At 59.8% G+C, this 22,648-nt stretch carries 18 protein-coding genes and 1 pseudogene; 11 read left to right on the forward strand and 8 right to left on the reverse strand.

Annotated elements, in window-relative coordinates; translation table 11 throughout:
- Positions 1 to 19: 19 nt before the first annotated feature.
- Together dctP and ACR0K4_RS03045 are read left to right on the forward strand one after the other, a co-directional pair.
- Complete coding sequence (dctP, locus tag ACR0K4_RS03040) at positions 20 to 1,087, forward strand: TRAP transporter substrate-binding protein DctP (RefSeq protein WP_480852762.1); 1,068 nt, start codon at positions 20 to 22, stop codon at positions 1,085 to 1,087.
- A gap of 98 nt (positions 1,088 to 1,185) precedes the next feature.
- Positions 1,186 to 1,890, forward strand: a complete 705-nt coding sequence (locus tag ACR0K4_RS03045) for a phytanoyl-CoA dioxygenase family protein (RefSeq protein ID WP_480852763.1) — start codon at positions 1,186 to 1,188, stop codon at positions 1,888 to 1,890.
- Positions 1,891 to 1,894: 4 nt separating this feature from the next.
- Here ACR0K4_RS03045 and ACR0K4_RS03050 read toward each other — a convergent pair whose 3' ends face one another.
- Positions 1,895 to 2,365 (reverse strand): tetratricopeptide repeat protein, encoded by a 471-nt coding sequence (locus ACR0K4_RS03050; RefSeq protein ID WP_480521602.1) that lies wholly within the window; start codon positions 2,363 to 2,365, stop codon positions 1,895 to 1,897.
- 6 nt (positions 2,366 to 2,371) lie between these two features.
- Here ACR0K4_RS03050 and ACR0K4_RS03055 point away from each other — a divergent pair, with 6 nt between their 5' ends.
- The 3 genes from ACR0K4_RS03055 (at position 2,372) to ACR0K4_RS03065 (ending at position 6,481) form a co-directional block, all read left to right on the forward strand.
- The gene (locus ACR0K4_RS03055) at positions 2,372 to 3,652 is read left to right on the forward strand and encodes a cytochrome-c peroxidase (protein ID WP_480852764.1); all 1,281 of its coding nucleotides are present in this window, start codon (positions 2,372 to 2,374) and stop codon (positions 3,650 to 3,652) included.
- A 271-nt stretch (positions 3,653 to 3,923) separates the two neighbouring features.
- The gene (locus tag ACR0K4_RS03060) at positions 3,924 to 5,309 is read left to right on the forward strand and encodes a bifunctional enoyl-CoA hydratase/phosphate acetyltransferase (RefSeq protein WP_480852765.1); all 1,386 of its coding nucleotides are present in this window, start codon (positions 3,924 to 3,926) and stop codon (positions 5,307 to 5,309) included.
- Positions 5,309 to 6,481 (forward strand): acetate/propionate family kinase, encoded by a 1,173-nt coding sequence (locus ACR0K4_RS03065; protein ID WP_480852767.1) that lies wholly within the window; start codon positions 5,309 to 5,311, stop codon positions 6,479 to 6,481. Before ACR0K4_RS03060 ends, ACR0K4_RS03065 begins: the two co-directional genes overlap by 1 nt.
- A gap of 211 nt (positions 6,482 to 6,692) precedes the next feature.
- Here the strand turns inward: ACR0K4_RS03065 and gph are convergent, their stop codons facing one another.
- Positions 6,693 to 7,358 carry a phosphoglycolate phosphatase gene (gene gph / locus ACR0K4_RS03070; RefSeq protein WP_480852768.1) on the reverse strand — a complete coding sequence of 222 codons (666 nt, stop codon included), beginning with the start codon at positions 7,356 to 7,358 and terminating at the stop codon, positions 6,693 to 6,695.
- A gap of 227 nt (positions 7,359 to 7,585) precedes the next feature.
- On the opposite strand from gph, the gene hemP reads away from it, so the two are divergent.
- Complete coding sequence (gene hemP, locus ACR0K4_RS03075; RefSeq protein WP_480852769.1) at positions 7,586 to 7,753, forward strand: hemin uptake protein HemP; 168 nt, start codon at positions 7,586 to 7,588, stop codon at positions 7,751 to 7,753.
- Positions 7,750 to 8,226: a hypothetical protein gene (locus ACR0K4_RS03080; protein ID WP_480852770.1), complete on the forward strand. Its 477-nt coding sequence runs from the start codon at positions 7,750 to 7,752 to the stop codon at positions 8,224 to 8,226. Before hemP ends, ACR0K4_RS03080 begins: the two co-directional genes overlap by 4 nt.
- 49 nt (positions 8,227 to 8,275) lie before the next feature.
- Here the strand turns inward: ACR0K4_RS03080 and ACR0K4_RS03085 are convergent, their stop codons facing one another.
- From ACR0K4_RS03085 to ACR0K4_RS03105, 5 genes and pseudogenes are all read right to left on the reverse strand, one after another.
- Positions 8,276 to 11,341 carry an aminotransferase class III-fold pyridoxal phosphate-dependent enzyme gene (locus ACR0K4_RS03085; RefSeq protein WP_480852771.1) on the reverse strand — a complete coding sequence of 1,022 codons (3,066 nt, stop codon included), beginning with the start codon at positions 11,339 to 11,341 and terminating at the stop codon, positions 8,276 to 8,278.
- A 106-nt stretch (positions 11,342 to 11,447) separates the two neighbouring features.
- Positions 11,448 to 12,326, reverse strand: a pseudogene (locus ACR0K4_RS03090) (NAD(P)-dependent oxidoreductase); the annotation flags it as partial.
- A 96-nt stretch (positions 12,327 to 12,422) separates the two neighbouring features.
- The gene (gene cueR, locus ACR0K4_RS03095) at positions 12,423 to 12,812 is read right to left on the reverse strand and encodes a Cu(I)-responsive transcriptional regulator (protein ID WP_480521594.1); all 390 of its coding nucleotides are present in this window, start codon (positions 12,810 to 12,812) and stop codon (positions 12,423 to 12,425) included.
- Entirely contained in the window at positions 12,809 to 15,289 is a 2,481-nt protein-coding gene (locus tag ACR0K4_RS03100) for a heavy metal translocating P-type ATPase (protein WP_480852773.1), read from the reverse strand. The genes cueR and ACR0K4_RS03100 overlap by 4 nt, the downstream gene beginning before the upstream one ends.
- A gap of 128 nt (positions 15,290 to 15,417) precedes the next feature.
- A complete protein-coding gene (locus ACR0K4_RS03105; protein WP_480852774.1) occupies positions 15,418 to 16,044 on the reverse strand; it encodes a pyridoxamine 5'-phosphate oxidase family protein in 627 nt (208 codons plus the stop codon).
- 232 nt (positions 16,045 to 16,276) lie between these two features.
- On the opposite strand from ACR0K4_RS03105, the gene ACR0K4_RS03110 reads away from it, so the two are divergent.
- Both ACR0K4_RS03110 and ACR0K4_RS03115 read left to right on the forward strand, forming a co-directional pair.
- Entirely contained in the window at positions 16,277 to 17,434 is a 1,158-nt protein-coding gene (locus ACR0K4_RS03110) for an acyl-CoA dehydrogenase family protein (RefSeq protein WP_480852775.1), read from the forward strand.
- 147 nt (positions 17,435 to 17,581) lie between these two features.
- Positions 17,582 to 18,334, forward strand: coding sequence for a nuclear transport factor 2 family protein (locus ACR0K4_RS03115; protein WP_480521590.1), 753 nt, complete (start codon positions 17,582 to 17,584; stop codon positions 18,332 to 18,334).
- A gap of 1 nt (position 18,335) precedes the next feature.
- On the opposite strand, the gene ACR0K4_RS03120 is transcribed toward ACR0K4_RS03115, so the two are convergent.
- Entirely contained in the window at positions 18,336 to 19,226 is an 891-nt protein-coding gene (locus ACR0K4_RS03120) for a LysR substrate-binding domain-containing protein (RefSeq protein WP_480852776.1), read from the reverse strand.
- A 172-nt stretch (positions 19,227 to 19,398) separates the two neighbouring features.
- On the opposite strand from ACR0K4_RS03120, the gene ACR0K4_RS03125 reads away from it, so the two are divergent.
- On the forward strand, positions 19,399 to 21,591 hold the full coding sequence (locus tag ACR0K4_RS03125) for a dehydrogenase E1 component subunit alpha/beta (RefSeq protein ID WP_480852777.1): 2,193 nt from the start codon (positions 19,399 to 19,401) through the stop codon (positions 21,589 to 21,591).
- Positions 21,588 to 22,622 carry an ACP S-malonyltransferase gene (locus ACR0K4_RS03130; protein WP_480852778.1) on the forward strand — a complete coding sequence of 345 codons (1,035 nt, stop codon included), beginning with the start codon at positions 21,588 to 21,590 and terminating at the stop codon, positions 22,620 to 22,622. The genes ACR0K4_RS03125 and ACR0K4_RS03130 overlap by 4 nt, the downstream gene beginning before the upstream one ends.
- The last annotated feature ends 26 nt before the right edge of the window (positions 22,623 to 22,648 follow it).

The following is a 22,648-nucleotide window of genomic DNA, read 5'->3' on the forward strand; positions in this document are numbered from 1 at the left end:
TATCACAGGGAGGAAACGAATGCTCAGAAGATTTATGAAAACCGCCGCGGTGGCGACCTCGCTTGTGGCCGTATCGGCCCTGGCGGCGACGGCTGCCGACTTTACGTTGCGCGCGACCGCGAACTCGAATGAGAACGACGAAGACTATGATGGTCTGATCGTGTTCAAGAACTATGTCGAGGCCGCGTCGAACGGCGCGATCGAGGTGGAGCTATTCATCGGGACGCAGCTGTGTTCAAACGGTGCGGAATGTCTGCAGGGTGTGGCCGAAGGTCAGATCGATATCGTGATCCAGACCTCGGGCGGGACATCTGGTATTTTCCCCTTTGTTCAGGTGCTTGATCTGCCTTACCTGATGTCGGATGACCGGGTGGCCGAGGCAGCGCTTGCCAACGGATCGCCCTTTGTCACCAAGATGCAAGAGATGGTCGCCGAAAACTCGGGCGGCGCGTTGCGTCTGATGACCATCGGGAACACCGGCGGATGGCGCAATTTTGCCAACACCCAGCGCCGCATCCAAAGCCCGGGCGATATGGAAGGGCTCAAGATCCGGACCGTGGTCGCGGACCTGCCGCAGGAGCTGGTCAAGGCTCTTGGCGCGGCCCCGACCCCGATCCCGTGGCCTGAACTGTTCACCTCGTTCCAAACCGGCGTGGTTGAGGGCTCCAAAAACGGCATTACCGACATCATGAGCATGAAGTTCCCCGATGCCGGTCTGAAATATGTCACTCTGGACGGGCACGCGTATATGGGCGCGCTGTGGTTCATGAACAACGAAAAGTTCCTGTCGCTGCCGCCGGAACTGCGCAGTGTCGTGGTCGACGGGTTCTATCAGCTGCAGCAGGCGACATTCGCGTCGCCCAAGCGCAAGTCGATTCAGGCCTATGAAGAGTTCGTGGCTGAAGGTGGCGATCTTTATGTGCCGACACCGGAAGAAAAAGCAGCGTTCAAAGAAGCGGCCGCTCCGGTTTACGATTGGTTCAAATCCAATGTGGATGGCGGAGAAGCGGCCTTTGATGCGCTGGTTGCAGCCGTGACCGAAGCGGAAGAGTCAATTGCGGCCACCCGCGCTGCCGAAACACAGTAAGGCGGCTTAATCAAAAAGACGTCGCGCGCGGATCACACCGCGCGCGATTTACCCAAAATCCCATTACAACATTCAAACCCTGCGCCAATGAGGCTCACATGCTCGACCAGACCGATGCATTCCGTCGCCAAGGCTACTTGGTATTTGAAAATGCGCTGAGCGACGATGAACTGCAGATGCTTCGCGGCACCTGCGACACACTGTTAGAGGAACCCGCCCACGACGGCGGAGGAGACTTGCACAAGATCGGCCTCGGTGACGCGCGCCGTTTTCTGCGGCACCGGCATCCGGATTTTCCGCCGTTGGAGGATTTCCTGCTGGGCGACAAGATCGCCGACATCACCAGAGCCTGCGGGATTGAGGACGCGATGCTGTTCAATGAACAATTCGTGGTCAAGGGTGCGGGCAAAGGCGCGAGTTTTGCGTGGCATCAGGATGGCGCATATGTCGGATTTGACCACGTCCCTTACCTTACTGTTTGGATCGCAGTGGACGATGCAACCGAACAGAACGGCTGTGTCTACATTCTGCCTCGCGACCTAGATGCGCAGCCGGATCTGGACCGCCACGAATGGCAGGAAGGCAGCAATGAGCTGAACGGCTATTTCGGTGACGAAACAGGCACGCCCATGACCTGCAAGGCTGGCACCATCGTGGCCTTCTCAAGCCTGACGCTTCACAGCTCGGGCGCGAATTCGACGACCGATCCGAGGCGGGCTTTCGTGTGCCAATACTCCTCGGGCCCGATCATTGACCCCGAAACCAACGCACCAAAGCGATTTGCCAAACCGCTACGGGCCTGAGGCATCAGCGGAACGGATACATCCACGGGCGGTAATCATTGACCAGCACATGAGCTCTTGCAATTTCTTCAGGCGTCATCTTCTTGACCACCTCTTCAAGGCTGATCGCCGCGTCAGGGTCGCCACCGATGGCGCTGAGCGTGTACCACATGTAGGCCCGGACCAGATCGGGCGCGGGCATGCCAAGGCCCAGTTCATAATACCAGCCCACCCCGGACTGCGCCCCGGGATGCCCTTTGAGCGACGCGCGCAGATACCATTCGAACGCCCGCTCATAATCCTGTTCAACCCCAAGGCCCAACCCGTACATCACGCCGATCAGCTCTTCGGCCTCGGCATTGCCGGACCGGGCGGCTGGCAGCAATTCCTGACGCGCGGCCTCAAACTCTCCGGCTTCCATAAGGTCGCGCGCCTCTTCCAGCTCGGCCAACGCCGGGGTCGCAAAAAGGCAAAGGGCAAATACAAGCTGGCGCATGGGGCGATGGCTCTCCTCTGGGTCGGTACGGCGGTGGCGCAGGACGTGCCGCGCGCGCTGACCGATGATGACTTCATCTCCTTTGATAGGGAACAGGCCGCCATCGGTCATCAACTGTTTTACGATCCGATCCTGTCGGGGAACAACAACATCGCCTGCGCCCATTGCCATCACCCGGATTTCGGCACATCAGACGGGCTGTCGCTGGGCATCGGCGAAGGCGGGCAGGGGCTGGGGCCGGATCGCACACCAGGGGTCGGAGAGGACAGAATCCGCAAGCGCATCCCCCGGAACTCGCCCGGGTTGTGGAACCTTGGCGCCAAGGAAATCCACACGATTTTCCACGATGGCCGCCTGAGCGTCTCGGATGTTTACGGCAACGGGTTCAACTCGCCCGCGCAGGAATGGTTGCCCGAGGGGCTGAATTCGCTGCTGGCCGCGCAGGCGTTGTTCCCGCTGACCTCGCAGTTCGAAATGGCCGGGAATGTCGGCGAAAATCAGGTCACGGGCGCGGTGCATGACCGGATCGACCGGGGCTGGCCCATTCTGGCCAAGCGTGTCCGCACCGATCCGCGATACGGGCCCGCCATGGTTGACGCCTTTGCCGAGGTCGACACCACCGAAGACATCACCATCACGCAGATCGCGAACGCGCTGGCGGCTTTCATGGCAATCGAGTGGCGCAGCACCGACAGCCCGTTCGATCAGTATCTGGCCGGAGACGGGGATGCCCTGTTGCCGGAGCAAAAAGAGGGGATGGAGCTGTTCTATGGCAAGGCGCAATGTTCCACCTGCCATTCTGGGTCACTGCTGTCGGATCAGGATTTTCACGCCTTGTCCCTGCCGCCGTTCGGGCCCGGACGCACGCGGCAATGGGACCCATACGTCCGTGACGTGGGTCGAATGGGGGAAAGCAACCGGCTGGAGGATGCCTATCGTTTCCGCACGCCGATGTTGCGCAACGTCGCGCTGACCGCACCTTATGGCCATAATGGCGCATTTCCTGATCTCGAAAGCATGATCCGACATCATCTGAGCCCCACCGAAAGCCTGAGCGGCTGGACGCAGGACATGGCGCGTCTGCCAAAAGTTCCCTGGCTGGAGAAGGTGGATTTTATCGTCTGGCAGGACAAGCCCGAATTGCAGCGACAGCTAGACAAGATCGATATCCAACCGCTCAGCCTGTCGGATCAGGAAATCGATAACCTTGTTGCCTTCATGCATGCGCTCACAGGCACCGGTGTTGATCATCCGCCATTTGGCGTGCCGGATACGTTCTCTCCCTGAAGGCGGACTGTGCAGGCGACGGCTCGTCATCCGCACGTCAAAAAGGAATGGTGTATTCGGCTCGACGATATACACAGATGACGCGTTGCGCCGATCAAAACTGACGCTCCGGCGAAATCCCAAGCGCGCGTCGCCGGCGGGACCGAAAGAGGATTGCAGCATTGGTTTTTCGCTCAATTGCCCCTAAACCTCGGGCACGCGTCAGCCGGTCCGGAACATCCGGTGCCATGTGCGCGAAGCCCGCTCTGGCCCTCACCAACTGAGAAGATTCATGCGCTATCACAACAAAACATACGACCAACTGCAGATCGGTGACAGCGCCGAGCTTTCTCGGATTTGTACCGAGGACGACTTTTTCGTCTTTGCCTCGAACTCGGGCAACCACAACCCGCTGCACCTGTCGACCGAAGACGGCGACGGGGATTCCGTGAATGAGGCGATCGCTCCGGCATTGTTTATCGGTGCTCTGATCTCGGCGGTGCTGGGAAACATTCTTCCCGGCGCTGGCACGCTTTACAAATCGCAGAATCTTGAATTCGGCAATCGTGCCCATGCGGGCGAGGAATTGTTGGCCCGGGTCGAAGTGATCGAAAAGCGCCAAGATCGCGAAGTACTTATGGACACCCGCGTCACACGGCCCAGTGATGGCGCGGTTATCGTGACCGGGCAAGCGGTGGTGATCGCGCCGGAAAAAGAGCTGTTCTTTCGGGAAATCGAGCTGCCCGGCCTCGTTGTCCAGCGTCATCGTCATTTCGACGCATTGCTTGAACGATCCCGCCCGTTGGATGCGGTGCCCACAGCCGTCGTCGCGCCGGAAGAGCCGAACTCGCTGGGCGGCGCGCTGCTGGCGGCACAAGAAACGATCATTGACCCGATCCTGATCGGTGATCCCGACAAGATTGCCGCAGCTGCGCGGGAAACCGGGATGGAACTGGGTGACATCGAGATCATCCCGGTCAGCGGTCATTTCGATGCGGCCAACACGGCGGTGGATCTGGTGGCAGATGGCCGGGCGCAAGCGCTGATGAAAGGGCATTTGCACACGGATGACCTGTTGCGCGCAGCCTTGCGGCGCGACCGGGGTCTGCGCGCGGGGCGGCGGTTTACTCATGTGTTCGTGATGGATGTTCCGGGCCAGCCGCACCCGTTGCTGGTGACCGATGCCGCCATCAATATCGAGCCTGACCTGGAGACCAAGATCGACATCACCCAGAACGCCATCGATGTGGCGATCTCGATCGGGATCGGCGCGCCCAAAGTGGGTGTGTTGTCGGCCGTTGAAACGGTGAACCCTTCGATCCGGTCATCAATTGATGCAGCCCTGTTGTCGAAAATGGCCGAACGCGGGCAGATCAAAGGTGGGCTGGTAGATGGCCCGCTGGCCATGGACAACGCAGTCAGCCTGGCGGCGGCCCGCACCAAGGGGATCGTGTCCGAAGTGGCGGGGCGCGCGGATATTCTGGTCGTACCCAATCTGGACGCTGGCAATATGCTGGCCAAACAGCTGACCTATATTGCCCATGCAGAAGGCGCGGGTGTTGTGCTTGGGGCAAAGGTTCCGATCATTCTCAACAGCCGTGCGGATGATGACAAGGCCCGTTTGGCCTCATGCGCGGTTGCGGCGCTGCACGCGGCGCGTTTGTCCGGGACGATTTGATGACGCATATCATAACCCTGAACGCTGGGTCTTCTTCGCTGAAGTTCGGGTTGTTTTCAACGATTGGCGCAGACCCCGAACCCGTCTGCACCGGCCTGGTCGAGCGGATTGGCAGCTCTGACGCGCGTATCAAGGCGCGAATGGCCGATGACACTGTTCTGACGGATGAGGTCTCGGATGTGGTCCGAGACCACACCGACGCGCTGGACCGGGTTCTGTCCCTGCTGCAAAGCGCTTTTCCCGGCGCTCGGATCGGCGCGGTCGGGCATCGGATCGTACATGGTGGACCTGACAATGACCGCCCATTGGTTCTGACAACGGAAACTCTGTCTGCGCTTCGGCAACTGGAGCCGTTTGCACCTTTGCATCAACCTTATAACCTTGCCGGAGCCATGGCCGCGATCAAGCGGTTTCCCGATGCCGCTCAGGTGGCTTGTTTCGACACGGCGTTTCACCGCAATCACCCCTGGGTCAACGATACATTTGCTTTGCCGACCGAGTATTACGACATGGGTGTCCGGCGGTACGGCTTTCACGGGTTAAGCTATGACTATATCGCTGGTCATCTGGCGCAAACCGAACCCGCGCTGCATCGTGGCCGCGTGGTGGTGGCGCATCTGGGCAACGGGGCGTCCATGTGTGGAATGAAGGCGGGACAATCCATCGGTTCCAGCATGGGGTTCTCGGCGCTGGATGGGTTGCCAATGGGTACACGGTGCGGGCAGCTTGATCCGGGTGTGATGCTGTTTCTGATGGATCAGAAAGGAATGGGTCCGTCCGAGATTTCGGATCTGCTGTATCGGCAATCAGGTTTGTTGGGCCTGTCGAGCCTGTCCAACGACATGCGTACTCTGGAGCAAGCCAACACGCCCGCAGCGCAACGGGCCATCGCTTATTTCACGTTTCGTGCGCGACGCGAGGTAGGTGCACTGGCCGCTGTTCTTGGCGGTCTGGATGCGCTGGTCTTTACCGGAGGGATTGGAGAGAACTCGGTTCTGGTGCGGGAACAGATTTGCAGCGATATGGGATGGCTGGGCCTGGATTTGGACGCTGAGGCCAATGCCGGAAATGCCCGCGTGATCTCGACCGGAGAATCCCAGGTGCAGGTAATGGTGATCCCCACCAATGAAGAGCTTGTGATCGCCAGGGCTGCGGCTGAACTGGTCGTCTGAGTCATCGCAGATCGACGCGCAAGGATCGCGATGACACCAAAAAACCCACCCACTACGGGAAACCCCCAATTTCGTGATCAGGCGTGATTCGTTAACTTCTGGTTAATGAATGGGCCAATGAGCCACTACCACTTTCATTAATTTCCCCCGAAAGAGGGGCTGGCTTCTACCCCCTCAGCCGGCCCCTCTAACCTTTTAGGGGCCTTCGATCTCATTGGGTCTGCCGAACGATATCCTGCACCAGTCGGGGCAACAGGGCGCTGTCGTCGTAACTGACCGTATGGGGAATCTGGTCGATGGGGGACTTTCGGTAGCCCTGGGTGAATAGAAGAAATGGCACCTGCGCACGGTGTGCGGTTTCAGCATCCACCTCGCTGTCGCCCACAAAAATGCGTGGCCCCGCCGAAGGCAGTGCGTCAAAACTGGCGAATAGGTGATTGGGGTCGGGTTTTCGGGTCTGCAATGAATCTCCGCCAATTACAGAGTCAAAGTACCCGGACAGGTTCAGAGCGGTCAGGATATGCCGTGCCGGGTCTTCCGGTTTGTTTGTGCAAACACCCAGCACACACCCCATATCGCGCAACTGCGAAAGTGCTTCAGGAACGCCGGGATAAACGACCGTATTCTCACTGGAAGATGCGTTGTAATGCGCCAATGTGGTTTGCGTCAGGACCTCGTGCCTGTCCATCGGCAAGCCACAGTGCACGATTGTGCGCTCGACCAGTTTGGGCAGGCCGTTGCCTACGAAGTGTTGCACCGTTTCGCGGGGCAGGGGGGTCATCCCCTCGCCGGCGAGCATGCGATTCACGGCACCGGCAAGATCAGCGAGGCTGTCGATCAGAGTTCCGTCCAGATCAAAAACTACAACGGCGGTCATCTGGCGGTTTCCTTCCATGTTAACAACCTCAAAGCCTTAAAATGCTGCGGATTTGGGCGCAACTGATACTTAAATCCATTGGTCTGGTTTCTCTGGCTTGACAAATCTTAGTGTTTTTATCAGATTATTGTTCACGACCAATCAGCCACCCCTGTTCAGGGTCAGCCAGATCGATGAAATCAAAAGAAAACCGGCCCATATGCCTAATACGTTCTGGAGATGACCCGATGAACATGCAGACACCGACCCGCACAGACAGCTACGCAGTTTCCATGCTGCCCGCGCACAAGGCCGAAGACCTGACTAAGGGCGGAAATCTGGCCCATATCGCGCTGGGCGATCAGCTGTATACTCTGCGCATCACCCGCGCCGGTAAATTGATCCTCACGAAATGAGTGCGTCATCAGCCCGCGGCGGCGCGCCGGTGGGCCATTTGGCAGACCTTGGACCGGTCGAGGCAGCCGCTGTCATGTGTCTGCGGATGTGGAGCGCAGGTGCCAGCGGACGAGAACAGGCAGCGCGGGATTTCGACATCGCCTTCGGCTCTGCTCAGGGTCAGGCCGTGATGCTGACGCTCGAGCGGTTGTGTATGCTATGTGCCCATCATGGTCGGCGTCCCCTTATCAGCCACGGAATGCGTTGTAACTGTCTGGGAGCGGACGAAAACTGTTTCGCCCAGATGATTGCTGCCGCGGCCGAGGGTGCGCGGGAAGATGCGATGATGATGGCCACTTTGATCGTGCGGCCGGATTTTGCACCCGCGCTTGCCTCGCTTTCACAAGAACTTGGCCTGACGCTGCACCGCATGACAACTGCCATTCCCATACCGACGACTGGGCACCACACCCCAAACCTGGTGTTCCACTAATCGGTAAAAGCCAGAATCCCGGCGTTTCTTGCGTCGGGGTTCTGGTGAATCAGCAACATCCGCAGCCAGGGGTATGTTGTGCGTGGTCGCCGTTGTGCTCGGGCGCGTAATCGCCGACTTCTGTCAATACCGACTCAAGCGCCCACAAGATCATGTCGATGTCCTCGGCGTCGATTGTCAAAGGCGGCCGGATTTTCAGAATATTGTCCTTTGGCCCCTCACTTCCGATCAGAATGCGATGATCCCGCATACGGTTCTTGACATAGCTGCAGATCTCAGTGCCTTCGGACCCGTCCGGGTTGACAAGTTCAACCCCCACGAACAGACCCATGCCCCGCACATCACCGACGCAATCAAAATCGGCTTCGATCTTGCGCAGCCCTTCCATCAGCCGCGCGCCCATGACCGTTGCGTTGTCCTGCAGTCCTTCGTCATCAACAATGTCCAGAACCTCTTTCCCGATGCGACAGGACAAGGTCGAACCGCCAAAGGTCGAGAAGAACTCGATCCCATTGTCAAAGCTTTTCGCGATTTCCCTGGTGGTGACCAGCACGCCCAACGGGTGCCCGTTGCCGATAGGTTTTCCCAGAACCACAATGTCAGGCAGCGCGCCCTGATGTTCAAAACCGAAATAGTGCTGACCCAATCGGCCAAGCCCTGTTTGTACCTCATCGGCGATGCAGACCCCGCCCGCTGCACGAATCTTATCGTAAACTGCGGGCAGATACCCTTTTGGAGGGATGATCTGCCCACCGACCGAGGGGAAGGTCTCGGCAATGAATCCAGCGACGCCGTGGCCTTTTTCCTGCAGCGCGGCAATGGCCGGGTCGACAAAATTCGCGAATTTTGTGGCGCGCTCGGGATCATCTCGCCGAAACGATCCACGGTAGTCATCCGCCACTTCGACAAGTTCGACCCAATCTGCCTGACCGATTCCACCGGGTTTGTTGAACTTATAAGCCGAGATGGCAACGGCCGCATTGGTGTTGCCGTGATAGCCATGATCCGGGGTCACGATTCCCTTGGCCCCGGTATGCGCTCGAGCCAGCCGCAAGGCCAGTTCATTTGCTTCGGTTCCGGAATTGACGAAGAAACAGACCTGCAGGTGATCCGGCATTTTCGACAGAATCCTGTCGGCAAATGCCGTTTGCGCCGGATGCAGATACCGCGTGTTCGAATTCATTCTTTTCAATTGTTCGGCGGCGACCGCCTGAATACGCGGATGTGCATGACCGACATGTGGCACATTGTTATAGGCATCCAGATATGGGCGGCCCCATTCGTCAAACAGATGGTGTTTCCACCCGCGCACCAGCATGACCGGATCGTCATAGGTCAGGCTCAGATTGCCACCAAAGTGCTCCTGTCTTCCCTTCAGGATCGCCTCTTTATCCGTGGGCCGATAGAACACTTTGTCATCGGGCAGATTTAGCATCGCAGCCGGATTCGGGCAGACCGCCTGCCACAGCTCGACCTCATCCGGGTCGCCCACACCGGGCCAGTCGTTTTGCATGCCGTCCGTTGTCAGAGCTAACTGGAAGTGCACATGTGGGGCCCAGCCGCCATTCTGCGATGCATTCCCAAGCCGCGCAAAAGCCGCACCCTGAGCCACGGGGTCACCGGGCTTCAGCCGGTCGCAAACTTCCGGGTCAAGATGCCCATAAAGGGAATAGAACGCATCACCCTCCGGGGTCTCATGATGCAAAATGACGACGCCGCCATAATCCAGATGCGCGTCACGATTTTCAATCGCTTCGACCCGCCCGCTCATCGGTGCGTGCAGCACCGTTCCCGCCGGGGCAAACACGTCCACCGCCAAATGCACCGTGCGCCTGTCCGAAGCCTTCCAAGGCCCTTTGCGGAACCCCGGCTCAGCGTAGATCAACCGGGGTTCGTTGTAATACCCCAGCCACAGACCTTCCCCAAATTCTGCACCTACACGCGCGGCCTCCGTCAGCGGCATGTGAAACGGGTTCTGCGGCCAGGTACAGTTTTCCACAGACAGCGATCCCATCGGTGCATCGCTCAGGTCCTGATCAAACATCTGGGCGAACCGCCCGCGATGAGCTGACAAATAGCTGTGAATTCGCGCAGCCCCCTCCGTCACAGGCAGACCGCAGGCCACCCGCAAGCGCGCGGACATCAGGCCACCATTGACCGCGCCGTTTTCCAGAAACCGCCAGGCCGGGGCCTGGCTGATGGTGATATAGGGATCGTCCGGGTTGTCTTGCGCCATCAGTGTCGAGTTCACAACCGAGACCGCCAACCGCATCCGCAGCAAGGGCCAGATCAGATCGACCTCGTCCGCAGTCAGGCGATTGGCAGCATGATACCCTTGCACAAGGCAGGCCAGTGCGCGTTCGGGCTTGGGATGATCCAGAACAATATACGCCGCGGCAATGGCCAGATCACAAACGCGCGGCGCTGCGCACATATCCCCCAGATCGATCAGCCCCGAGACGCTCTGACGCTCATCCAAAGCGCCTTCGACAAGAATGTTGTAGTCATTTGCGTCATTGTGGATCGCCTGTTTGGGCAACGCCGCAAGTCGCCCCTGAATGCGCTCATAGTCCGATACGATCTGCGCCAACAGATTACGCTGTTCGGCGTTTTCAATGACCCGGAGTTCCGGGCCCACCCAGCCTGCTTGGGTCAAATCCCATTTGAACACGCCGCGATGCAAATGCGGATGCGAAAACTGCTCCAATACGCGACCGGTTGCGCCGAGAACCCGGCCAAGCTTCAGGATCAGTGCGTCCGTCTTGCGTGGCGTTTTCGCGTAGCACGTGCCCGGTAGCCGTTGCAGCAGCCAAACCAGCCGAGGTTGCCCGTGTTCGTCAGCGATCTCGACCAGTTGCGCCCCTTTCAAATCGCGCATGACTTTTGGCAGGGGCAGTCCCGGGGCCTGCGTCAAGATATGATCCAATGCGCTGATCTGCAGATCGACCAACCCCTGATCGCAACCGGGCCGCATGACTTTCAGAACGTAATCCTGGCCATTCCGGGCCTCGACCAGAAAGTTCAGATCAAATTCGCCATCCAGCCGCGTCAACCGCGCCGCAAGGCCCCAATGCTGATGCAGGGCATGCGCCCAAAACGACGTCAATTCACTCATGCAACCCCTTTCCCGGCTGCGACCGGGATCCACTTCATCTGGCCAAAAATATCCTCGGGGGGAATCGCGCCTTGCGCGATGGGGGGCAGAAAGCCCCCCTTTGACTTCAGCCCATCGCGCGCAGACGTTTGATCAACGAAGATGTATCCCAGCGCCCGCCGCCCAATTTTTGCACGTCCTTATAGAACTGATCGACCAGAGCCGTCAGCGGAAGTGACGCGGTGGTTTCGTCCGCTGTATCCAGGCAAATCCCAAGATCCTTGCGCATCCAGTCCACGGCGAATCCGTGTTCGAAATGATCGTCCAGCATGGTTTCGTAGCGATTTGCCATCTGCCAACTGCCGGCAGCACCCTGGCTGATAACCTCAACCACGGCCCGGCCATCCAACCCGGCTTTCTCGGCAAAATGCAATGCTTCGCTGAGGCCCTGAACCACTCCGGCAATAGCAATCTGGTTGCACATCTTGGTCATCTGGCCCGCCCCGCTGTCACCGATGCGCCGGCAGATCTTCGAATAGACCTGCATCACCGGTTCGGCGGCATCATAAGCTGCCTGTTCCCCGCCGCACATGATCGACAAAACGGCGTTCTCGGCCCCGGCCTGCCCGCCCGAGATCGGGGCATCCACGAAATTCAGCCCGGCATCTTTTGCCGTCTCAAACAGCTCGCGCGTCACTTTTGCCGACACGGTTGTATGATCGACAAAAATCGCCCCTTCGGCCATGCCGTGAAAAGCACCCTCATCGCCCGTACAAACCATGCGCAGATCGTCGTCATTGCCGACGCAGGCCATTACAAAATCAGCCCCCTGCGCCGCCTGCTTGGGCGTAGGCGCCATTGCCCCGCCGTGCTCGGTCACCCATTTCTCTGCTTTGGCCGTGGTGCGGTTGTAAACCGTAACCTGATGGCCTGCCGCCTGAAGATGTCCGGCCATGGGATACCCCATGACGCCCAAGCCCAGAAATGCGATTTTTGCCATTGTTGCGTTCCTCTCCGCTGTCCAGCCCTGCGCCGGGTTGCGCGGGTCGCCGGATTGTTTAGCAGAGACAAAGCAAAGCGCGGCCCAAAGGGCAACCCCAGCTTACGACTTGCGGCTCAGATCCTTCAGGATCGGACAATCGGGCCGGTCATCTCCGGCGCAGGCGTCAACCAGATGGCTCAGCGTATCGCGCATGGATTGCAGATCTGCGATCTTGGCGTCGATCTGACCCAGATGATCCCGCGCCACACGTTTTACATCTGCGCTGGCACGGGTTTCATCCTCATAAAGCGCCATCAGGGTGCGGCAATCCTCGATGGTGAAGCCCAAGGCCCGGGCGCGGCCCAGAAAGTTCAGCTTGTGCACATCCTGCGCCCGGAACCGACGATAGCCATTGTCGTCGCGCAGGGGTTTGATCAAGTCGATCTCCTCATAATAGCGGATTGTCTTGGCCGGCAGGCCGGTCTGGGCGGCGACATCTCCGATATTCATGCAGTTGCCTCTTGTACGGATGCGGTCGCGCCGTTTTCGGCTGCGCTGGCCTGTACACGGCGCAGCCGCAGGGCGTTGGTTACGACAAAGACGCTGGACAATGCCATGGCTCCAGCCGCCAGAGCTGGCGAAAGCATATGCCCACCAAACGGATAGAGGACGCCCGCCGCCACCGGGATCAACAGGGTATTGTAGCCAAAGGCCCAGCCCAGATTCTGCCTGATGTTGCGCATGGTTCTGCGGCTGATCTCGATCGCATTGGCCACTCCGCGCAGATCGCCGGACATCAAAACAACATCGGCTGTTTCGATGGCCACGTCCGTGCCGGTGCCAATCGCGATGCCGGTGTCCGCCGTTGCCAGCGCGGGCGCGTCATTGATGCCGTCGCCCACAAAGGCCAGTGTGCCAAAATCCTTTTGCAATGCATTTATGGCAGCCACTTTGCCATCCGGCAGAACCTCAGATGTGACGTGGTCAATGCCCAGACGATCGGCCAGCGCCCGTGCCGTGCGCGCGTTATCTCCGGTGATCATCGCCAGTTTGAGCCCCATCTGATGCAGGCGGGTCAAAGCCTCCTCTGTGCCGGGCTTGATCAGGTCCGAGACAGTCAGTACCGCCGCCGCCACGTTGTCGATGGCCACATAGACAGGTGTCGCGCCCTCGGCCGCGCGCTGGTCTGCCGCCGGTTTGAGTTGCGACAGATCGAGCCCGTGCTGCTCCATCAACCGGTCAGAGCCGATCAAAACTTCATGACCTTCGACCGAGGCGGTCAATCCAAGCCCGGTCAGTGACTCGAAAGCGTCGATGCCAGGCAATTCGGACGGCCCGGCCCGGGTTATCGCCCGGGCGATGGGGTGTTCTGAGCGCGCTTCGGCGGCTGCGGCAAGGCGCAGAACCCGGGCATGATCAAAGCCGCTGGTCAAAATGACGTCGTCCAGCTCAGGGCGGCCCCGAGTGAGGGTGCCGGTTTTGTCCAGTGCAACGACCCTGGCCTGTTGCAACTGTTGCAACGCGTCGCCCTTGCGAAAAAGCACTCCAAGTTCAGCGGCGCGGCCGGTTCCGACCATGATCGAGGTCGGCGTGGCCAGCCCCATCGCGCAGGGGCAGGCGATGATCAGCACCGAAACGCCAGCAACCAAGGCCAGCGGCAGGGCAGGCGCGGGCCCAAAGGTCAGCCAGATCAGAACGGTCAAAAGGGCCGTTCCGATAACCGCCGGGACAAAATAGAAGGTAAGCCGGTCCACCACCCCCTGAATCGGCAGCTTCGCGCCCTGCGCCTGTTCAACCAGCGAGATGACTTGCGCCAGCACCGTATCGGCCCCCACCCGGGTTGCACGCATACGAAGCGCACCGGTGCCATTCACCGTTCCGCCGACGACCGGATCCCCGGCGGATTTGCCAACCGGAACGGGTTCACCGGTGATCATGCTCTCGTCGATGTAAGAGGCGCCGTCCAGAACGTCTCCGTCCACCGGAGCGCGTTCGCCCGGACGGATTTGAAGAACGTCGCCGACGGTGATGTCAGAGATCGGGCGGTCCACGATCTGTCCATCCCGCTCAACCCGGGCAGTTTTGGGTTGCAGCCCCACCAATTTGCGGATGGCGGCTCCGGTCCGGCCTTTGGCACGGGCTTCCATAAACCGGCCCAGAAGGATCAGTACGACAATGACCGCGGCTGCTTCGAAATACACATTTGCAGTGCCCGCAGGCAGCGCGTTGGGTGCAAAGGTGGCGACTACCGAATACAGATACGCCGCGCCTGTTCCCATTGCGACCAGCGCGTTCATATCGGGAGCACCCCGCAGTAGCGACGGTATGCCTTTGGAATAGAACTGACGTCCGGGGCCAAGAAGCAACGCCGAGGTCAAAGCAAACTGGATCAGGTGGCTCAGCTGACTGCCCAATGTGGCCTGGACCCAATGGTGGAATGCAGGCACCATATGACCGCCCATCTCCAGCACAAACACCGGCAGAGCCAATACAGCCGCAAGGATGGTGGCACGCCGCAGGGATGTGATTTCTGTTTCCCGCATGTCTGTTTCAACTGTCGCACTATCCTGAGCGACCACGTGCGCGGGATAGCCCGCGCTCGTCAGTAAGCTGGCAATTGCGGCGGGGTCGGTCGCCGCGTCCAGATAGGTCACATGCGCCTTGCCGGTCGCCAGATTGACCTGCGCGGAAACGACACTGGCCTCGTTGGTTAACAGTCGCTCGATGCGGGCCACGCATGACGCACAGCTGATGCCGTCAACCTCCAGAATCGCTGTGTGTGTGACCGCACGGTATCCCGCTGCCTCCAGCACGCTGACTAGATCGGGACAAGCCCCGTCATAGACCACCTGAGCCGTCTCGGTGGCCAGATTGACCGAAGCCCCGGTCACGCCTTCCACGGAAGCCAGTGCCGTCTCAACCCGGCCCACGCATGAGGCGCACCCCATGCCGTTGATCCTGATCCGAACCTGTTGATCCTGTGCCATGCGTGTCTTCCCGGCTATGAAATACACACCTCAAATAAGGGTTCCAGTCACGGGAAGGTCAAGGGATTAGGCGCGACCTGCGACCATATGTTTGCCGCGGTTTTGCGCGAACTGTGGATGGCGCGGCTTCAGGGGGATTTCAACGCGTTCAGTTCTTGTAGCAAGCGTTTGTTTTCGGCCTGCAAATGCGCAAGTTGTTGGCCCAGCTTGTTCAAATGCGGGCGCAATTCCGCCTCGGTAAAGCGCGGTGTGATATGGCGCGGGCAATTCCAGTCCAGTGCTTCAACAGTCAGAAAAGCCGCGCGTTCAGCCGGAGTGTCTGTGCCTTGAGGGGCAAGCCCTGCCGCAGCATCGACGCCTTCTGCAAAGGTCATGCGTCCCAGAACCTTCAACCGTCTTTGATTGGCATAATCCATCAGAATCAGCGCAACCCGGTCGTTGCCATCCAGATTCCCACGCGAAATATATTGCTTGTTTCCCGTCAGATCCGCATACGCGATTGTGCGCGGGTCCAGCACCTTCAGGAAACCGACAGGTCCGCCGCGATATTGTACATAGGGCCATCCGGTTTCGGACACGGTGGCCTGATAGAAGCCGTCGCACGCGTGAATGAAGGCTTCTTCGGCGGGTCCGATTTCATGGCCAACACGCGTGTCGCCGTCGAGAGCTTTTGCATAGGTGCCAGATGACCCCTGACGTTCCTGGTGCGCGCGGACAGAGGGTGTAAATGTCAGTTCTGCAAAGGCGCGGGGCATAGGAATTCCTTTCGCGGGTCACTTGGGTTTTGGCGGCGGGCGGCACAACCACAGGCCAGTCTAGGGGAAAAGTGTCCTTTCCGGAAAGCACAAGAACAAAAGCGTGAAGCCGGGGCCTTTGCCCGATCGATTTATGAGATTACGCAGCGTTCTTTTGCGCGACGATCCCTGACGCATTGGCAGTCCGATCCGCCACACGTAGCGTTGCGCCAACGGTTTCGGAGGGTTTGAGATGTCTCTGTTCACAAGCACAGCCGCATGGGTCACCGACGAACATCGCATGTTCGCTGATATGGCCGGGCGGTTCATGGATGATGCACTTGTGCCCAAAGTGGAAGCCTGGGTGGCAAATGGCGTCGTGGATCGTGATTTCTGGCGACAGGCAGGTCAGACGGGGCTGATGGCAGGGTCGATTTCCGAAGACTATGGTGGCGTTGGCGGAGGGATGGGGTTCGACTCGATCACACTGTACGAACAAGCCGCGCGCGGAGATATCGGATGGGGCTACGGCATTCAATCCATCGTCACGCATTACCTTTCGGCCTATGGCAGCGAGGAACAAAAGCAAAAATGGCTGCCGGGTCTCGCCTCGGGCGAGATCGTTGGGGCGATCGCAATGACCGAACCGGGGACCGGGTCCGATCTCCAGTCGGTGCGCACCACGGCTGAGAAGGACGGAAATTCCTACCGCCTCAACGGCTCCAAGATATTCATCACCAATGGCCAGACGGCGGATCTGGTCATCGTGGTTGCGAAAACCGACAAGTCGCAGGGCTCCAGGGGGATATCCCTGATCGTCGTCGAAGTGGATCAGGCAGACGGCTTTCGCCGGGGGCGCAATCTCAAAAAGCTGGGCATGAAGGGCAATGACACGGCCGAGTTGTTTTTTGAGGACGTGAAGGTCCCGATGACGAACCTGATCGGTCCGGACGAGGGGCAGGGTTTCTACCAGTTGATGAAGCAGTTGCCATGGGAGCGTCTGACGATCGGGATCATGGCGCTGGGCGCGATTGACTTCGCGATTGCCGAGACCGTCCGATACACGCAGGAGCGCAAAGCGTTTGGTCAGCGCGTGATGGATTTTCAGAACACGCGGTTCAAACTGGCCGAGTGCAAGACCAAGGCCGAGGTGTTGCGGAGTTTCGTCAACGATTGCATCGGCAAGTTGGAGGCCGGAGAGCTGGATGCGGCGACAGCTTCGATGGTGAAGTACTGGGGTTCGGAGGTGCAGAACGAGATCATGCACGAATGCCTGCAGCTCTTTGGCGGTTATGGCTTCATGATGGAGTATCCGATCGCGCGGCTCTATGCGGATGCGCGGGTGCAGATGATCTATGGCGGCACCAATGAGGTGATGAAAGAGCTCATCGCCCGTTCGCTGGACGTCTGAGGCAAAGCGCTCCCGCCCGTCGTCGACATTCCTTGCGGAACGTCTCCTCCCGTTGGGCCGGGCAGCTTTCTGTCGTTTCCGGATTTGCTCATCTGCAGCCCACCTGCCATGATCGCCGCAACTGGTCTGATGAGAAGGAGCCCGCCCTTGGCCGCGTCGAACAAATCCCGCATATGCGCCTTACTCAAAAGCATTGAAACCGGTGATACCGGTCCGGTCTCGATTGTGAACGAGGCGCGCTATATCCAGCACAACCCGCAGACTCATGAAGGCAGCGAAGGCTTGGCGGCGCTGTTCAAACGCCTGTCCGAGACCTCTCCGCGCGTGAACATTGCCCGCGCGTTCGAAGACGGGGCCTTTGTCTTTGCCCATACCGAGTATGATTTCTCGCGCCGCAATATCGGGTTCGAGGTGTTCCGGTTTGAGGATGGTCAGGCGGTGGAGCATTGGGACAATATTCAGCCCCGCCAAGGCCCCAATGCCGCGGGCCATAGCATGGTTGATGGGATGACAGAGGCGGGCGACCTCGCCCTGACCGAGCAAAACCGCGCCTTCGTGCGGTCGTTTGTCGAAACGGCTCTGATCGCGGGTGATCTGGATCAGATCGCGGCCTGCATTGATGCGGAGACCTATGTCGAGCATAACCCGCGCCTGTCCGATGACGTCAGTGCCCTGCGTGCTGAATTGTCGGATGCCAATACGGTGAACTACCAGCGTCTGCATCGTGTGCTGGCCGAGGGTGATTTTGTCTTAACCGTCTGCGAAGGTGCATTTCAGGGCCGACACAGCGCATTCTATGATCTGTTCCGCGTCGCAGACGGCAAGATTGTCGAGCACTGGGATACGGTCGAGGCCATCGCTCCGCGCGCGCAATGGAAAAACGACAATGGCAAGTTTTGACCTATCCTGATGCCAGTTGGTCCTGCAGCCAATCTTTGAAGGATTTCAGCGGCTCGGGCATGGCACGGTCGGTGGGCCAGACCAGATAATAGTCACCCAGACTGACGGGCGGCCCCTGCCAGGCGGTCACCAGGCGCCCCGTTTCCAGATCATCGTGCACCAGATACGAGGGTAGCAAACTCACGCCCAGCCCGTGGATGGTCGCCTGTATCATGGTGGAAAACTGGTCAAACAGCATTCCTCGCAGGCCCGAGACCAGCGCACCCTGCATTTCAAACCATCTCTCCCAAGCGTCCGGGCGCGAGTCGAGATGCAGCAGGGGGGCGCTACGCAAGGCGTCCAGTGTCTCATGCGCGGTCTCTTTCAACCCCGGCGCACAAACCGGCAGAACCTGTTCTCGCATGATCGGCAGGTAGTGGACGCCGGCCCAGTCCTTCTGGCCGAAATGGATGGCTGCATCAAACGGTTCAGCCGAGAAATCGAACGGTTTCAGCCGGGTGCCCAGATTGACCGTGACCTCGGGGTGGCGGCGCGCAAAATCCTGCAACCGGGGGGCCAGCCAATGCATGCCAAAGGCGGGTAGTATCGACAGATCAAGCGATCCACCCGCCGGGTTTGCCTTGAGCGTTAGCGCGGCTTGCGCCAGATCCTGCACCGCAGATCTTGCGATTTGCACATACACTTTGGCCGCAGGCGTCAAATGCAGCCGCATCTGGCTGCGCTCGATCAGTTGAACGCCCAGCTGATCCTCCATCGTTTTTAGCTGGCGGCTGATGGCGCTTTGCGTCAAGGATAACTCTTCCGCCGCAGCCGAGGCGCTGCCGAGCCTGTCCACGGCCTCGAGCGCCAGCAGGGATGAGATCGAGGGCAGGAAGCGGCGTGGCGCGATCATATGACAAATCCTCATATCTTTTACATGCAATAGCACTGGTTTTTTCCAGCGACCAGAGACATGAGTGCAAGATGGCCCCTGTGCCCGTGCCTCTGGCGACCTTGAAATCCATGGCGTGGCACGTGACAAATCCGTCAAAGGCCGATGACACAGACCACATAAGGCAAGCCCCATGGACCGCGCCCAGATCGTACATGAGAACTTCCTGACCCGCGTAGCGCGCCGCGACCTGCCCGAAGGTGCGCCGCCGCGGCCGGGGCTGAGCGATACGGATGCGGTGTCGTTGTTTCGCTCGCAGGTGCTGAGCCGGGCCTTGGACAGGACCAGCCGCGCCATGCAGAAGGCAGGGCAGGGGTTCTATACGATCGGGTCTTCGGGGCATGAAGGCATGGCGGCTGTTGCCCACGCGCTGCGCCCGACGGATATCGCTTTTCTGCACTACCGCGATGCAGCCTTCCAGATCGCCCGCGCCGAACAGGTTCCGGGCCAGCAGATCGCCTGGGACATGCTGCTGAGTTTCGCCTGCTCGAAAGAAGACCCGACCTCGGGCGGGCGCCACAAGGTTCTGGGATCAAAGGCGCTGACCATCCCGCCGCAAACCTCGACCATTGCCAGCCATCTGCCCAAAGCGGTCGGTGCGGCCTATAGCCTGGGCGCGGCACGGCGGCATGATCCGGAGCATCGCGAATTGCCCGAAGACGGGATTGCAATGTGTTCCTTTGGCGATGCCTCTGCCAACCATTCCACTGCGCAAGGTGCGATCAACACGGCCGGCTGGACCAGTGTGCAATCGACGCCGCTGCCGCTGCTGTTTGTCTGCGAGGACAACGGCATCGGGATCTCGGTCAAAACGCCGAAAGGGTGGATTCAGGCCTCGATGGAGCATCGGCCCGGGATCAAATATTTTCAGGCCAATGGTCTGGATATCTATGAGACGTTTGCCGTGGCGCAGCAGGCTGCCGATTACGTCCGCACGCGCCGCAAACCGGCCTTCCTGCATCTGAAAACTGTGCGCCTTTATGGTCATGCCGGGGCGGATGTGCCCACAACCTATCTGCCTAAATCCGAGGTCGAGGCGGATGAGGCCAATGATCCCCTGCTGCATTCCGTGCGGCTGCTGGATCAGGCCGGAGCGCTGGCTCCGGATCAGGCGCTGAAAATCTACGAAGAGACCTGTGCGCGGACCGACCGCGTCGCGGCTGAGGCGGCCTCGCGTCCGCATCTTGCCAATGCAACCGAGGTTATGGCCAGCCTGATCCCGCCCAAACGCGCTTGCCGCCCGACCAACGGACCCAGCGCTGAGGCGCGGGCCAGGGCCTTTGGCGGCGATATGCGCGCGATGGATGAGCCGCAGCCCATGAGCCGCCTGATCAACTGGGCGCTGACCGATCTGATGCTGGAACATGGCGAGGTCGTCTGTATGGGCGAGGATGTGGGCCGCAAGGGCGGCGTCTATGGCGTGACGCAGAAGCTGCAGCAGCGCTTTGGCCCGGACCGGGTGATCGACACCTTGCTGGACGAGCAATCCATTCTGGGCCTCGCCATCGGCATGGGCCATAACGGGTTCATTCCGATCCCCGAGATCCAGTTCCTCGCCTATCTGCACAACGCCGAGGATCAGATAAGGGGTGAGGCGGCGACCTTACCCTTCTTCTCGAACGGCCAGTTCACCAACCCGATGGTGCTGCGGATCGCGGGATTGGGATATCAGAAGGGCTTTGGCGGGCATTTTCACAACGACAATTCTCTGGCGGTTCTGCGGGATATTCCCGGCGTCATCATCGCCTGCCCATCGACCGGAGCGGATGCGGCGCAGATGTTGCGCGAATGTGCGCGGCTGGCGCGTGAGGAGCAGCGGGTCGTGGTGTTTCTGGAACCCATCGCGCTCTATCCCATGCGCGATCTGCACGCGTCGCAGGATGCGGGGTGGATGAACCGCTATCCTTCACCGGATCAGCGCATTACGTTGGGCGAGGTGGGCGTGCATGGGGACGGCACCGATCTGGCCATCGTGACCTATGGAAACGGGCATTACCTGTCACAACAGGCATTGCCCGAGTTACAGGCGGCAGGCCTGAAGACACGGATCATCGACCTGCGCTGGCTGGCCCCTATGCCGGTCGAGGCTCTGCGCGAAGCCACCAAAACATGCGCGCATGTTTTGATTGTTGACGAATGCCGTCGCACCGGAAGTCAGTCCGAGGCGCTGATGACTTTCTTCGACGAAGAAAGTCCCGCCACTCCAACCGCCCGTGTGGTGGCCGAGGATTGTTTCATCGCAACCGGCCCGGCCTATGCCGCGCCGTTGCCGTCGAAAGACGGCATTGTCGCCGCCGCGCTCAAACTGACCGGAGGCGCCGCATGACCCGTACCGCCGTTGTGATCTGCCCGGGCCGGGGCACGTATAACAAGCCCGAACTGGGTTATCTGCACCGTCACCACGCCGACCGGATGCAGATGTTCCACGACTTCGACGCCATCCGCAGTGAGGCTGGCCAGGAGCCTGTTACCTCTCTGGACAGCGCCAACCGCTTCACCGTCAGCAAGTATTCGCGTGGCGATGTGGCCTCGCCCCTGATCTACGCGGCATCCCTGGCCGATGCGCAGGCGCTGGCGAGTGACATTGAGGTGGTCGCTGTAACCGGCAACTCGATGGGCTGGTATATCGCATTGGCTGCCGGGGGCGCGTTGTCGCCCGAGAACGGGTTCCGTGTGGTGAACACGATGGGCACGCTGATGCAGGAGCATCTGATCGGCGGGCAGCTTGTGTATCCGTTTACGAATGACGACTGGGTCAGTGATCCTGCTCATAAGGCCGACCTGCTGGCCGAAGTGGACGGGATCAATCAGGCCGAAGGCCACGCTCTGGCGCTGTCGATTGATCTGGGCGGGATGCTGGTTCTGGCGGGCAATAAGGACGGGCTCAAAGCTTTCGAGGCGTCTCAGCCAAATGTGCAGGACCGCTTTCCCATGCGCTTGGCCAACCACGCCGCGTTCCACACCGCCCTGCAGGCTCCGGTCGCGGCAGAGGGGCGGGCGCGGCTGGGCGCTGAGCTGTTCGCTCAGCCCGAGCACCCCCTGATCGATGGGCGCGGCAAGATCTGGTGGCCCGGTGCGACGGACACGCAGGCTCTGTGGGACTATACTCTGGGCCATCAGGTGACCGAGTCCTATAATTTTACCCGCGCGATCCAGACCGCGGCGCGCGAGTTCGCACCTGATCTGTTCATCGTCACCGGCCCCGGTGCGACGCTGAGCGGAGCCGTGGCCCAATCGTTGGTCCTGTCGAACTGGCGTGGTATGGGCGGCAAGTCCGCCTTTCAGGCCCGGCAGGAGACGCAGCCGTTCCTGATCGCCATGGGCCGAGACGATCAGCGCGCGCTTGCAACCGCCTGATCGCTGGCCCTATTGGACTGTGACCA

This window comes from Ruegeria sp. K11, from assembly GCF_056531905.1.

Excerpts from the sequence above, each read along its gene's own strand:
- dctP (WP_480852762.1), top strand. The coding sequence starts at position 20 with ATGCTCAGAAGATTTATGAAAACCGCCGCGGTGGCGACCTCGCTTGTG.
- ACR0K4_RS03045 (WP_480852763.1), top strand. The coding sequence starts at position 1,186 with ATGCTCGACCAGACCGATGCATTCCGTCGCCAAGGCTACTTGGTATTT.
- ACR0K4_RS03050 (WP_480521602.1), bottom strand. The coding sequence starts at position 2,365 with ATGCGCCAGCTTGTATTTGCCCTTTGCCTTTTTGCGACCCCGGCGTTG.
- ACR0K4_RS03055 (WP_480852764.1), top strand. The coding sequence starts at position 2,372 with ATGGCTCTCCTCTGGGTCGGTACGGCGGTGGCGCAGGACGTGCCGCGC.
- ACR0K4_RS03060 (WP_480852765.1), top strand. The coding sequence starts at position 3,924 with ATGCGCTATCACAACAAAACATACGACCAACTGCAGATCGGTGACAGC.
- ACR0K4_RS03065 (WP_480852767.1), top strand. The coding sequence starts at position 5,309 with ATGACGCATATCATAACCCTGAACGCTGGGTCTTCTTCGCTGAAGTTC.
- gph (WP_480852768.1), bottom strand. The coding sequence starts at position 7,358 with ATGACCGCCGTTGTAGTTTTTGATCTGGACGGAACTCTGATCGACAGC.
- hemP (WP_480852769.1), top strand. The coding sequence starts at position 7,586 with ATGAACATGCAGACACCGACCCGCACAGACAGCTACGCAGTTTCCATG.
- ACR0K4_RS03080 (WP_480852770.1), top strand. The coding sequence starts at position 7,750 with ATGAGTGCGTCATCAGCCCGCGGCGGCGCGCCGGTGGGCCATTTGGCA.
- ACR0K4_RS03085 (WP_480852771.1), bottom strand. The coding sequence starts at position 11,341 with ATGAGTGAATTGACGTCGTTTTGGGCGCATGCCCTGCATCAGCATTGG.
- cueR (WP_480521594.1), bottom strand. The coding sequence starts at position 12,812 with ATGAATATCGGAGATGTCGCCGCCCAGACCGGCCTGCCGGCCAAGACA.
- ACR0K4_RS03100 (WP_480852773.1), bottom strand. The coding sequence starts at position 15,289 with ATGGCACAGGATCAACAGGTTCGGATCAGGATCAACGGCATGGGGTGC.
- ACR0K4_RS03105 (WP_480852774.1), bottom strand. The coding sequence starts at position 16,044 with ATGCCCCGCGCCTTTGCAGAACTGACATTTACACCCTCTGTCCGCGCG.
- ACR0K4_RS03110 (WP_480852775.1), top strand. The coding sequence starts at position 16,277 with ATGTCTCTGTTCACAAGCACAGCCGCATGGGTCACCGACGAACATCGC.
- ACR0K4_RS03120 (WP_480852776.1), bottom strand. The coding sequence starts at position 19,226 with ATGATCGCGCCACGCCGCTTCCTGCCCTCGATCTCATCCCTGCTGGCG.
- ACR0K4_RS03125 (WP_480852777.1), top strand. The coding sequence starts at position 19,399 with ATGGACCGCGCCCAGATCGTACATGAGAACTTCCTGACCCGCGTAGCG.
- ACR0K4_RS03130 (WP_480852778.1), top strand. The coding sequence starts at position 21,588 with ATGACCCGTACCGCCGTTGTGATCTGCCCGGGCCGGGGCACGTATAAC.